This window comes from Martelella mediterranea DSM 17316, from assembly GCF_002043005.1.
Lineage (GTDB): Bacteria > Pseudomonadota > Alphaproteobacteria > Rhizobiales > Rhizobiaceae > Martelella > Martelella mediterranea.
Genome location: NZ_CP020330.1, coordinates 325,132 through 337,936, shown reverse-complemented (window position 1 = coordinate 337,936; position 12,805 = coordinate 325,132). Strand labels below are relative to the sequence as shown.

Here is a 12,805-nt window from a genome sequence, read left to right as displayed (position 1 = left end):
GGACCGGAAACAATGGTTCAAAAGCCGTTCGGGAGGAAAAGATGGCTCCAATCAAGCTCGACAGTGTTTCGAAGAGCTTCGGGAACGTCAACGTTATCAACGATATCTCGCTCGCCGTCGAATCCGGTGAACTGATGGTGTTTCTCGGGCCGTCGGGTTCGGGAAAGTCGACGCTGCTGCGGATGATCGCGGGGCTTGAAACCATCGATGACGGGGCATTGACGATCGACGGGGTCCGCAGCGAAAATCTCGCGCCGGGCCAGCGCAATGTCGCGATGGTGTTCCAGAACTACGCGCTCTATCCGCACATGACCGTGCACGACAACATGGCGTTCGGCCTGCGCAATATCGGCATGAGCGCGGATGAGATCGAGACCCGGGTGCTTGAAGCCGCGCGCATGCTGGAGATGGAGGAACTGCTGAAACGGCGACCCGCCCAGCTTTCCGGCGGCCAGCGCCAGCGGGTCGCGATCGGCCGGGCGATCGTCAAGGAACCCAAGGCCTTCCTGTTCGATGAGCCGCTCTCCAATCTCGATGCGGCGCTCAGGGTCAGAACCCGCGTCGAACTTGCGCGGCTGCATAACCGCATGCAGGCGACGATGATCTATGTGACCCATGACCAGACCGAGGCGATGACGCTCGCCGACCGGATCGTGGTGCTCAACAATTGCCGGATCGAGCAGATCGGCACGCCGATGGAGGTCTATCTCAGGCCGGCCTCGCGCTTCGTGGCCGGTTTTGTCGGGTCGCCCGGCATGAATTTCCTGGAGGTGGATCTTTCAGCCGACGACCGTGTGGCCCGTCTCAAGGATGGTTCGACGGTTGAGATCGACATTCCAGAGATGAAACCCGGACGCTACGAGATGGGCATTCGGCCGGAAGCCGTGCAGGCGGTGGATGAGGATGAGCGCCATGCGGTCACCACCACCGCGACGGTTGGCGTTGTCGAGCGTCTCGGCGAGCGAACCCTGCTCTACTGCACCCTGGAAGACGGCACGGAGCTGATCGCCACCGACAAGGGACGTTCCGAAGCCAGAACCGGCGATCGGGTGAAGCTCGCCTTCGACGCGACCGCGCTTCACCTCTTCGATGACGCCGGAAACGCCTATCACGTTCATTGACGATATCGGGGGCGCTTCGGCCCCTCACGAAAACGCCGCGGACAGAATGCCGCGGCGTTTTCGTTTGAATGCAACCGGCGTGAGCCGGCCTTACACAGGCTACCCCTTGATACCGGCGGAAAGGGTGATGGCCTGGGTCACCCTACGCTGGAAGATCAGATAGGCGACCGCGACCGGGAGACCGGCCAGCACGGCGGCTGACAGTTCGCGGGCGTAATAGACGCCGAAGGCGTCGTTGACCTGGGTGATGCCGACGGTGATCGTCATCATTTCGGTCTTGGTAACCGCCAGGAACGGCCACAGAAACGCATTCCACGACCAGATGAAGGTGACGATTGCAAGCGCGGTGGTGACGCCCCAGTTCATCGGCATGTAGATGCGCGTGAGAATGCGCCATTCGGAGGCGTTATCCATGGCCGCCGCTTCCCGGAAATCCTTGGGCACGTTGTCGAAAAAATGCTTGTAGACGATGATCACCACCGGGTGGATCAACTGCGGCAGAACGATCCCGGCCCAGGTGTTGATGAGGCCGAAACGCGCCATCAGTTCGAAGTGGTTCACGATCAGCACCTGCATCGGCACCATGAAACTGGCCAGGATCAGCCACCACAGAACCCGCCGGAACGGGAACTGAAGCTGCGAGATGGCATAGCCGCAGAACATCGAGGAACCGACGGTCAGCACCGTGATCGCAAGCGCGGTGACAATCGAATTCAGATACCAGACGCCGATCTGGGTCTGGGTGAGCGCGAAATAGTAATGCGAGAAGGTCAGGGTGTCCGGCCATAATTCGATATAGCGGCGCACCACCTCGTCTTCCGGCTTGAGCGATGAAATCACCCCCCAATAGAGCGGAAAAGCCCACAATACGGCGATGAATACTGTCAGCAGCGTGATCACGAGACCGGCGAGGTTGAGACGTTTTGCGGTTGTTGCGTTCATCATTCGCGCCCCTTCGAAAGCCGTGTCAGCTGGAAGTTGAGAACCGACACCACGATGACGATGATGAACAGGACGACGGCAGCGGCAGCGGCCCGGCCGCCCTGGTCATACTGGAAGGCCCGCTGGAACACGTAATAGACAAGCACCAGATTGTCGTTTGGCCGTCCGCCGACGGAAAACAGATAGACCTGGTCGAAAATCTTCAATTGCAGGATCAATTGGATCGTCAGCACCAGCGCCGTCACCGGCCACATCAGCGGCCAGGTCAGTTGCCGGAAGGTCGTCAGGCGGGATGCGTTGTCCAAGGCGGCCGCCTCGTAGATCTCGGCAGGGATGGCGCGCAGTCCGGAGAGAAAAAGCAGGATCGAGAAGCCCGCGGTCCACCATATCGTGATGAGGCCGACCGCCGGCATGAACCAGACCGTCGACTTGAACACCGGCACCCGGTCGATCCCGAGGATATCGAAGATATACATGGCGATGCCGAACTGGAAGTTCAGAGTCCAGTCCCAGATCAGATAGACCACCGATACCGGCAGGATATAGGGCAGGAAGAACATCGCCAGCACCAGCGCCTGCACGCGGCCCTTCAGCCGGTTGATGCCGAGCGCGATGGCGAAGGCCACCAATGTTCCGGGAATGACGGTGATGGCGACGAAATAGGCGGTGTTCCAGAACGCAGTGTTGAAGCGTCGGTCACCCCAGAGCCGCGTATAATTCTCGAGGCCGACAAACTCGCCGCTGCCGATCAGCGGCGCATCCTGAAACGAGATGATGAGCAGCCGGATGGTCGGATAGATGAAGATCAATCCGTAGATTGCGACGAACGGCGCGACCAGAAGCAGGGCGACAATCGCTTCGTTTCGTTTGTTGCGGAGCATCATGAGGCCTCAAAAGCGGAGAACTGGTATGCGAAACGGCCGCCGGCGGTGATGCCGGCGGCCCGCAGCGATCATTGCAGATCGTTCAGCTCGTATTTGATTTCCTCCACGGCCTCGGCCGGCTCCATTTCGCCGTTGAGCGTCGGCACGAAATAGGTGGACATCACGTCATAGATCGGCCCGGCAACGCCCGCGAGCGTCGATTTGGGGTCGAAGATCATGTTCTCCGTCACGCTCGAATAGGTGGCGTTCGGCTGCATGCCCTGGTAGTCCGCCGATTCCGTGACCGGACCGTAGGCCGGGATGTGGCCGGCCGTCGCCCAGAACAGCGAGTTCTTCGCCATCCACGACATGACTTCCAGAACCGCCGCCTTCTTCTCCGCGCTCATCTCCTTGCCGGAATTGGCGGGGATGGCGAATGAATGGCTGTCGGCATAGGTCGCGGGGTGGTCGAAGATCACCGGAAGTTCCACGGCGCCCCATTCGAACAGCTTGCCCTGCTCCTTGAGGTCGATCATGGTCGGCACTTCCCAGACGCCGTTGATCATCAGCGGCGATTCGCCGGAGGTGAACAGCGCCACGGTCGCGGGATAATCGGTATAGGTGGTCTGAAGCCCGTCATTGGTCCAGCCCTGCAGCACGGCCAGCGCGTTTTGCAGCTTTTCGGCGTTGTCGCCGGCGAGGAATTCACCGTCGGACATCAGCTCGCCGTCCTGCTGGCCCATGAGCGAGTAGATCGTGCGGAACATGAAGGTGCCGTCCGCAGTGGTCGAGGCGAGCGGAAATTCCGCGCCTGCTTCCTTCAGGCCCTTCAGCGTGGCCTCGAAGCCTTCGCGGGAATCAAGTCCCATCGGCTTGCCGTCCTCGGTCAGGAGACCGGCTTCGGCGAGCGCGTCCTTGTTGTAGTAGAGCACAATCGGATGGGTGTCGAAGGGCACGGCGTACTGCTTGCCGTCCACCGTTACCGCGTCCCAGGTCGCCGGCGCGTAATCGGCTTCGGAGAGGCCCATCGTCTCCCAGTCCTCGGGGGTGATCTGCTGCAAAATGCCTTGGCTGACGGCAAGCGGAATGCGGCTTGCGTGATAGGTCATGATATCAGGACCCTCGCCGATCGCGGCGGAGGTTCGCACTTTTGAGTAGAACGGCGTGCCCCATTCCAGCGTGGTCGCGTCGATGGTGATCTCGCCTTCATGTTCGGCATTGAAATCGGAGATCAGCTGCTTCATGCGAACGCCGTCGCCGCCGCTGAGAAAGTCCCACCAGGTGACCGTTTCCTGAGCCTGGGCGGCGGTGGCGAATACCCCCGCGGCGATTATCGCGCCCATGGCCGCACCTAACATTCTAGCCATCGTCTTCTCCTCTCTTTGCAATACGGCCTCCCGCCGTATGGTTGGCATTTTCGCCGCGCCGGCCCCGTTCACGGAGGCATGCGGCGCGCCGTCTTGCTTGATTGAGCCCTGCGGCGGCGCGGCTGACGCGCTACAGCTTCACCCGGATCATCGAGTAGGAATAGGCAGGCACCGTAATCGAAACCTTGCCGCCGGACACGCTCGCGCCGTCCTGCTTCACAGGGCTGACATTGTCCGGATTTTCCTTCGTATTCACCGCTTCGAGGTCGTCATGCTTGATCAGGGTATGCTCGACCGACCTGATTTCGCCGAAGCGCTCCAGCGCCAGATCGATCGTCATCGGCTCCTCTCCGTGACGGTTGATGGCGAAGAAGGTCAGCGTGCCCGCATCGGCATCATGAACGCCGGTGATGTCGAGATAGGGCACATTGGCCGCGATATCGGCGTTATAGGTCGCGCAGTCGACGTCGAGCGCCAGCGCCGTGCCGCGGCCATAGCGCGAGGCGAGCTGGAAGGGATGATAGATCGTCTGCTTCCAGGCAGCGCCGCCGGGCGCCGTCATGATCGGCGCGATCACGTTCACGAGCTGGGCGATGCAGGCAATGCTCACCACATCCGAACGGCGGATGAAGGTGTTGATGATGCAGCCGACCTGCAGCACATCCTCGAAATTGTAGATGTCCTCAAGAAGCACCGGCGCGTGCGGCCAGTCCCACTCCTTCATGCGCTTTTCGTCCGCCTCGCGCTCGTGATACCAGACGTTCCACTCGTCGAAGGAGATCTTGACGTTCTTCTTCGAGCGCTTCTTGGCCTTGATATAGTCGATCACGCCGCTGACCGTGCCGATATAGCGGTCGAGCTTTTCCGGCAGCGCCAGATATTCGCGCGTGTTCTTCTCGTAGTTCATGAAATACATGTGCAGCGAGATATAGTCGACCTGGTCATAGGTCTCGTCCAGCACCGTGGCCTCCCATTGCGGGAAGGTCGGCATGTCGGAATGGGAAGAGCCGCAGACCACAAGCTCCAGCTTGTCGTCGAAGGCGCGGATCGCCTTGGCGGTCTCGTTGGCGAGATGGCCGTATTCGGCGGCCGACTTGTGGCCGACCTGCCAGGGGCCGTCCATCTCGTTGCCGAGGCACCAGAGCTTGACGTTCCACGGATCAGCCTGGCCGTTCTTGCGGCGCAGGTCGGACCAGTAGCTGCCGCCCGGATGATTGACATATTCGACGAAGTTGCGCGCCGCATCGAGCCCGCGCGAGCCAAGATTGACGGCCAGCATCATCTCGGTATTGGCGGCCTCGGCCCAGCGGGCGAATTCGTGGATGCCGACCTGGTTGGATTCCGCCGTCCGCCAGGCAAGGTCGAGGCGGGTGGGGCGCTCGCTCTGCGGGCCGATGCCGTCCTCCCAGTTATAGGCCGAGACGAAATTGCCGCCGGGATAGCGGCAGATCGGGGTGTCGAGTTCACGCACAAGATCGATGACGTCGCGGCGCATGCCGTTTTCATCCGCGGTCGGATGGTCAGGCTCATAGATGCCGGTGTATACTGCCCGTCCGAGATGCTCGAGAAACGAGCCGTAGAGCCTCGGATCGATCGTGGATATGGTGAAATTCTTGTGCGCGGTGACGCGGGCCTGCATGCTTCCTCCTCGAAATTTTGTTTTTTGGTGCAAACCAATATTTATGGATAATAAAGACCCGATCGTTCCGTTCGTCAAGCGGTTTTCCGGAGGCGGGTGGGTTCGTTTTAGCCCCGGGCGGGGCTACCGGGTCGTCAGGCGCAGCACGATATCCTGATCGTAATTGCCGAATCCCTTGCCGAAGATATTGATGCCGCCGGGGTGGCGGGCGTCATCACGCACGCTCAGACAGAGGCGGATCGAATGCTTCTGATCGAGCCGGAGATCGGCGAGACAGACATCCGACATCCTGACGCCGTCGACAAACGAGCCGGCATCGGTCACCCGAAAACGCTTCAGCATGCCGTATTGCGAGCCCTTCAGCTTCCACCAGTCGGGGGTGAACACGCCCCGGCGATCGCCGAAATCGCCGGGCGAGGTCCACTGTCCAATATCAACGCCGTTGACGGTGATCGTGATATCGGACGGCCAGTCCGGATTGGTGCCCGGCATTTCGGAGGAAAGCTCCAGCGAGAACTCAAGCTCGGCGACGTCGCGGTTGTCGAGCCGGGCATTGTTGGGAAACTGGTACTCCACCGAGCCGCGCGTGAACCAGATCAGTCCCGCCTTCATCCGCGCCGGGTCGAGGAAGGAATCGGGCACATCAAGAAGTCCGATAATGCCTTCATCGGTGCACAACCCGCAGGGCGCGCTGACCTCGCAGGCGGTATAGAGACCGACCGGCATTGCCACCTCGATCGCGTCATTGCGACGTTCTTCGGCCGCATCGCCGAACATGATGACGACCTCGTCATAAATGCTGGTGCAGAGCTTCTGATTGCCCTTGCGCGCCCGATGGCTTTCGGTGCGGATCAGCCCGGCCTCCTCCAGCAACTGCACGCTGAGCGACACCGTCGACTGCGGCAGGTTCAGAAGCTCGCCGATTTCCTTGACGTTGAGCGCGCCCTTGCGACGCAACAGCTTGAGGACCGAGATGCGCGCGGGCGCGGCAAGCCCCTTGATGACATGCATGTCCTTTTGAGGATCAACGACAAGAAAGTTACGTGGCATGGATGTGGTTCGCTGCTGGGAGGCGTTTGTCAAAAAACGTTCATATCAGGATTCTTGGCGCGGTCAAATTTCTCGACACGTGAACGGCAGATCCCGGTACGCGGGTCTGCCCGCCCCGAATTGCCCCAAAAAGCAGCGGGGCCGGCAGCAAGCCGCCGGCCTTGAATATCCGGCATTTCTCAGCGGCCGCCTTCGATCTTGCGGAAGCGCTGTGCGGCCCCGGCCTCTCCATAGGGATAATCCGGCATCGGCTGGTGGGAGACGTCAGAGAGGCGCTTGATCTCGTCTGCGGAAAGCTGAAGCTCAGCCGCGCCGAGATTGTCGGCAAGCTGGGCCTCGGTGCGCGCGCCCAGAATGACGGAGGTGACGGCGGGCTGCGCCGCGAGCCAGGCGAGCGCCACCTGCGCCATGCTGGCATTATGCGCACCGGCGATGTCCTCCAGCGCGCCGAGCACCTCCCAGGTCACCGATTTGGCATTGTGCTTGTCATAGGCTTCCATGCCGCGCGCCGGATTTTCGCCGAGCCTCGTGGCGCCGGTCGGCATCTGGTCGCGCTTGTACTTGCCCGAAAGCCACCCGCCGGCGAGCGGCGACCATGGCAAAAGCCCCATGCCCGCATCCTGGCAGGCCGGGACGATCTCGTGCTCGATGCCGCGCGCCAGCAGATTATACTGCGGCTGAAGGGTGACCGGGGCGGAGAAGCCGTTCGCCCTGGCGATCCAGACCGCCTTGGTCAATTGCCAGCCAAGGAAGTTGGAGAAGCCGTAATAGGCGATCTTTCCGCTCGAGACGGCATCGTCGAGGAAGCGCAGCGATTCCTCCAGCGGCGTCAGCGCGTCAAAGGCATGAAGCTGGTAGAGGTCGATCTGCTCGACGCCAAGGCGGGCCAGCGAGGCATCGAGCGCTTCGGCGAGGTTCTTGCGCGACAGGCCGATGCGGTTCGGCCCGTCGCCCATGGGAAACCGCGCCTTGGTGGCGATCACCAGGTCCTTGGTAATGCCGGGCTTCTGTTTCAGCCAGCGCCCGACAATCTCTTCGGAGAGTCCGGTCGAGTAGACATTGGCGGTATCGATGAAGTTTCCGCCAGCCTCGACATAGGCGTCCATCAGCCGGAAGGAGGTCGCCTCGTCGGCCTCGTCGCCGAAGGTCATGGTGCCGAGGCAGAGATTGGTCACCACCGCGCCGCTGTTTCCTAGTCTGCGATAATCCATGAGCGTTTCCTTTCTGTTGACTGATGGCAAAGGCGGTCGCGCGGCTCAGCGCGCCGCCCAGTTGGCGCCGCGGCGGAAGATGGTCGCCATTTCCGGAACCTGGAACTCGCTGGCGATGTGGCCGAGCGAGGAATAGAACACCCGGCCCTTGCCGTGGCGGCGCTTCCACGCCACCGGCATGACCACGCCGTCGATCCATTCCGCATGGTCGCCTCTGAAGGTGGTGGTCGCCAGCACCTCGTTCGATGGGTCGACATGCATGTAATACTGCTCCGAATGATAGGGGAAATCGGAAATCCCCTCCATGATCGGATCGTCCGGCTTCGTCACATTGACCGTGTAGTCGATGATATTGCCGGGATGGGCGACCCACTGGCCGCCGATGATGAACTGGTAGTCGACCGAATCGCGGAAGGCATCGCCCGCGCCGCCGTGATAGCCGGCAATGCCGACGCCGCCCTCCACGGCCGCGGAGAGGTTCTTGACCTCCTCCTTCTCGATTTTGGACATGGTCATGATCGGAACGATCAGGCTCAGATCCTTGATCTGCGGATCGGCGAAGGCCTCGGTGGAATGTTCCAGATAGACCTTGAACCCATCCTCCTGCAGCATGTCGCGGATGATGTGGGCGCATTCCTCCGGCTCGTGGCCGCTCCAGCCGCCCCAGACAATGAGTGCTTCGCGCATGATATCTCTCCTCTCGCGTCAGCCGGCGCTCCGCCGGCCGGGTTGATGGTTTCTCGCCCTTCGGCCTACTTGCCGAGCGCGCCGTCGATCAGCGAATCCGACAGCGGCGCCGGCCGCGCGACGGTGGTCGTGATCCCGACGGTCTTTTCGGTTTCGGCGGCGGTGGTGAAGGCCTCCATCACCTCCAGCACATGCAGGGCCAGATCGCCGTTCGCCCTGTGCGGCCTGTCGTTGCGGATCGCATAGGCCATGTCGGCAAGCCCGATCGAGCGGTAATTGCCGTCGGCATAGGGCTGGTCGACGGGCTGATCCTCGAAGTCTCCGCCCTTCTTCAGAAGCGAGACGGGGCCGGCGAAGAAATTGGGGTCGGGAACCAGCAGCGTTCCCTCGGTGCCGTAGATCTCGATCGGCAGATGCTTGTGGCCCGCCACGTCGAAGCTCATCGTCACCTGCACGACCGCGCCGTTTTCGAAGATCAGCGTGCCGGCGATATGGGTCGGCACCTTGACGGAAATCATGTCGCCCCGGCGCGGTTCGCTGGTGATCTCGCGTTCCCGGCGCAGCATGGTCGCAAAACCGGCAACCTTCTTCACTGGGCCGAACAGGTTGACCAAGTCGGTGATGTAATAGGGCCCCATGTCGAGCATCGGCCCGCCGCCGATATCGTAGTAGAAATCGGGATTGGGGTGCCAGGATTCATGGCCCGGCCGCATGAAGCTCGCCGTGCCCCCGATCGCAAGGCCGAGCGCGCCGCTGTCGACGAGCGCGCGGGCCGTCTGGTGGCCGCCGCCGAGAAACGTGTCGGGGGCCGCGCCGATCCTGAGTCCCGCTTTGGCGGCGGCGTCCGCGAGCGTCTTGCCCTCGGCGAAGGTGATGCCGAGCGGCTTTTCCGAATAGGTATGCTTGCCGGCCTCAAGCGCCCTGAGGCCCACCGCGACATGGGCGCGCGGAATGGTCAGGTTGAGGATGATCTCGACCTTGGGGTCGGCCAGAAGCGCGTCGATCGTGCTGACGGGCACATTGAACTCGGCCGCCTTCGCCTCGGCTGCCGCCTGGTTGAGGTCGGCGACGCCGCGAATGTCGAGAATGTCGAATCCGGCCATCGCCTTCAGATAGGCGCCCGAAATATTGCCGCATCCGATGATGCCGATACCTACTTTTTCCATTTCTCACTCCTCCCAAAGCGCGAAGCCCGGCGTTCAAAGCGCAGGGCCGGTTGTGCTCCATGGCGATTCATACAGTTCGTAAAGTGCTACCGCTGCCGCTCCCCGCGCCCAGAAAAAATCCTCGGCGTCGTCGAAGACCAGTTCGCTGACATCGGCGAGCGATGGCGGGATCGCGCTGTTGAAGGCCTTTGTCAGCCGGTCGATGAAGGGTTTGCCAAGCGCAAGGCTGGACCCCACGAGAATAACGCGCGGCGGGGCGAAAAGGGTGACGATGTTGGCGACCGTCACGCCGATGGCATCGCCGGCGCGCTCCGCCGCCGACATGATCTGCGCGTCCTTGGCCTTGATCAGCGTCTGGGCATGCGAAATGCCCCGACCAAGGCGGACGGCGTCGGCATAAAGCCCCTCGCGCGGGCCGTCGCCGAGGATCGCGCTTTCGCCGGCGAGGCTTGCCAGCCGCGACATGCTGTCGGCGCTGCTGCCGAGCACGAGGTCGCCGAGATTGTGGCTGAGCCCGCCCGCGCCGCGAAACAGCTGGCTGTTGTGCAGCACGCCGAGCCCCAGGGTCCGCTCCAGCGAGATCAGCACCATGTCCTCGAGATGGCGGGCCTTGCCGAACCAGTGATGGGCGAGCGTGACGGCGTGGACATCGCTCTCGATAATCGTGCGGATGCCGAAGCGCGGGGACATGACGGCGGCGAAATCCACATTCTCGTCACTGAAGATCGGGCTGGAGCGCACCACGCCGGTGCGGTGCTCGACCACGCCGGGAATGCCGAGACAGATCATGTCGATTTCGGAAAGCGTCAGCCCGCTATCCATCACGCAGGCGCGCACGCCGTCTTCCACCAGATCGGCGATGACGTCGATCGGCATTCTGTCGATGCGCACCGGGAGCGAAAATTCCGAAAGCACCTCGCCGCAGAAATCGGACACCACGAAGGTCATGCGCGTCGCCGCGATCTTGGCGCCGACAACCCGGGAAGCCTCGGGGTTGAGCTCGAGCATCACCCGGGGGCGGCCGCGCGCGGCGGCATTGCGCAGGTCGCCCTCATGCCGCGACAGAATAAGACCATCGTCTATCAGCGAGCCGGTGATCGCCGAAACCGTGCTGGTCGAAAGCTCGGTGCGCTTGCTGATCTCGATGCGCGCGATCGGGCCGTTGCGCCGGATCGTGTCCAGCACGCTCAACCGGTTGATTGCTCGCATCAATTCAGGATCAGCGGTCTTCATGGAGGCTCGTCGGGCAGCTTCAGGGCAGGGGTTTAATTTTTCCGCATCACGAAATAATTTATGTCTGTTCTTAGTCCCGGTCCCGCGCGCCTTGCAAGCGATTTTTCCGCGATTTGGCTATTTTAAAGGCAGTCTGCCCCGGCGCGGGCAGTTTCGGGTTGACAAAACTCAGGTCTCGACATTTATTTAATCCGGAGTGTGCAAAAAGTACTTTGGGAGGAGTGCGATATGTCAATTACTGCCAAATGGCTTCGTTACGGCGCTGCCGCCGCAGGCTTTGCGGCCCTCGCGGTGACCGCGAACACGGCATCGGCCGAGACCGTCATCAAATGGCTCCATCTGGAAAACCAGGAGCCGGTCGTGGAAGTCTGGCGTCAGGTCGCCGACGAGTTCGAGCAGGCCAATCCGGGCGTCAAGATCGAGATGCAGTTCCTTGAAAACCAGGCCTTCAAGGCGAAACTGCCGACCCTGCTGCAATCATCGGAAATCCCCAGCCTGTTCTACACATGGGGCGGCGGCGTTTTGAAGGCGCAGTCCGAGACCGGCGTCCTCAGGGATATCACGCCGGCGCTCGATGCCGACAACAACAAATGGCGCGACACGCTGAAACCGTCGTCGATTGCCGGGATGACGTTTGACGACCAAGTCTGGGCCGCGCCAGTGCTGAACGGCGTCGTCTCGTTCTTCTACAACAAGGAACTGTTCGACAAGGCCGGCGTGGATGGCACCTCGATCGAAACCTGGGATGACTTCATGGGGGCCGTCAAGACCCTGAAGGATGCCGGAATCACGCCGATTGCCGGCGGCGGCGGCGACAAGTGGCCGATCCATTTCTACTGGGGTTATCTCGCCATGCGCGAGGCAGGCCATGACGGCTTCATGGCGGCCAAGGCTGGCGAAAATGGCGGTTTCGCGGGCGAGCCCTTCGTCGCGGCCGGCGAGAAGCTTGCGGCGCTTGGCGCGCTTGAACCCTTCCAGAACGGCTATCTCGGCGCGACCTGGAACGATGCGCTGGCAGCCTTCGGCGACGGGCGCGCGGCGATGATCCTGTCCTTCGAGAACACCGGCCGGACCCAGATCAGCAATTCCACCGACGGCAAGGGGCTTGCGGAAGACAATATCGGCCGCTTCGCCTTTCCGGTCATCGAGGGCGCGCCGGGCGTGGTCACCGACAATATGGGCGGGCTGACCGGCTGGGCCGTGACCAAGGACGCGCCGCCCGAGACCGAGAAATTCCTCGAATACTATACCAGCCCGGATGTCGCCCGCAGGATTTCCGAGGTTCAGAAGGTGATTCCGGTCACGATCGGCGTCGCCGATTCGATCACCGATCCGCTTCTGAAAAGCAGCGCCGAGGCGCTGGCCGATGAAACCTGGCACCAGAACTATCTCGACCAGGATCTCGGCCCCAATGTCGGCGCCGTCGTCAACGACATGAGCGTCGCGATCGTCTCCGGCGCGACCTCGCCGGAAGACGCCGCCCAGCAGATCCAGGACACCTACGAACTGGAAAACATGTAGCTCGT

At 61.9% G+C, this 12,805-nt stretch carries 11 protein-coding genes; 2 read left to right on the top strand and 9 right to left on the bottom strand.

Annotated elements, in window-relative coordinates:
• Nucleotides 1–41 precede the first annotated feature (41 nt).
• The gene (locus Mame_RS01575; protein ID WP_018064690.1) at nucleotides 42–1,121 is read left to right on the top strand and encodes an ABC transporter ATP-binding protein; all 1,080 of its coding nucleotides are present in this window, start codon (nucleotides 42–44) and stop codon (nucleotides 1,119–1,121) included.
• A 99-nt stretch (nucleotides 1,122–1,220) separates the two neighbouring features.
• Here the strand turns inward: Mame_RS01575 and Mame_RS01570 are convergent, their stop codons facing one another.
• The 9 genes from Mame_RS01570 to Mame_RS01530 all read right to left on the bottom strand — a co-directional run bounded on the left by Mame_RS01570 (nucleotide 1,221) and on the right by Mame_RS01530 (nucleotide 11,279).
• Nucleotides 1,221–2,063: a carbohydrate ABC transporter permease gene (locus tag Mame_RS01570; protein ID WP_026173449.1), complete on the bottom strand. Its 843-nt coding sequence runs from the start codon at nucleotides 2,061–2,063 to the stop codon at nucleotides 1,221–1,223.
• Entirely contained in the window at nucleotides 2,063–2,947 is an 885-nt protein-coding gene (locus tag Mame_RS01565) for a carbohydrate ABC transporter permease (RefSeq protein ID WP_018064692.1), read from the bottom strand. Before Mame_RS01565 ends, Mame_RS01570 begins: the two co-directional genes overlap by 1 nt.
• Nucleotides 2,948–3,015: 68 nt before the next feature.
• Nucleotides 3,016–4,293, bottom strand: coding sequence for an extracellular solute-binding protein (locus Mame_RS01560; RefSeq protein ID WP_026173451.1), 1,278 nt, complete (start codon nucleotides 4,291–4,293; stop codon nucleotides 3,016–3,018).
• 130 nt (nucleotides 4,294–4,423) lie between these two features.
• Nucleotides 4,424–5,932 (bottom strand): arabinosylfuranosidase ArfA, encoded by a 1,509-nt coding sequence (gene arfA, locus Mame_RS01555; RefSeq protein ID WP_018064694.1) that lies wholly within the window; start codon nucleotides 5,930–5,932, stop codon nucleotides 4,424–4,426.
• Between the two features lie 123 nt (nucleotides 5,933–6,055).
• Nucleotides 6,056–6,982, bottom strand: a complete 927-nt coding sequence (locus tag Mame_RS01550; RefSeq protein ID WP_026173452.1) for an ArsR/SmtB family transcription factor — start codon at nucleotides 6,980–6,982, stop codon at nucleotides 6,056–6,058.
• A gap of 179 nt (nucleotides 6,983–7,161) precedes the next feature.
• A complete protein-coding gene (locus Mame_RS01545; RefSeq protein WP_018064696.1) occupies nucleotides 7,162–8,193 on the bottom strand; it encodes an aldo/keto reductase in 1,032 nt (343 codons plus the stop codon).
• A 45-nt stretch (nucleotides 8,194–8,238) separates the two neighbouring features.
• Nucleotides 8,239–8,880 carry a ThuA domain-containing protein gene (locus tag Mame_RS01540; protein ID WP_018064697.1) on the bottom strand — a complete coding sequence of 214 codons (642 nt, stop codon included), beginning with the start codon at nucleotides 8,878–8,880 and terminating at the stop codon, nucleotides 8,239–8,241.
• 65 nt (nucleotides 8,881–8,945) lie between these two features.
• Entirely contained in the window at nucleotides 8,946–10,046 is a 1,101-nt protein-coding gene (locus Mame_RS01535; RefSeq protein ID WP_018064698.1) for a Gfo/Idh/MocA family protein, read from the bottom strand.
• Between the two features lie 33 nt (nucleotides 10,047–10,079).
• Nucleotides 10,080–11,279: an ROK family transcriptional regulator gene (locus Mame_RS01530; protein WP_018064699.1), complete on the bottom strand. Its 1,200-nt coding sequence runs from the start codon at nucleotides 11,277–11,279 to the stop codon at nucleotides 10,080–10,082.
• A 228-nt stretch (nucleotides 11,280–11,507) separates the two neighbouring features.
• On the opposite strand from Mame_RS01530, the gene Mame_RS01525 reads away from it, so the two are divergent.
• Nucleotides 11,508–12,800, top strand: a complete 1,293-nt coding sequence (locus Mame_RS01525; RefSeq protein WP_018064700.1) for an extracellular solute-binding protein — start codon at nucleotides 11,508–11,510, stop codon at nucleotides 12,798–12,800.
• Nucleotides 12,801–12,805: the final 5 nt, after the last annotated feature.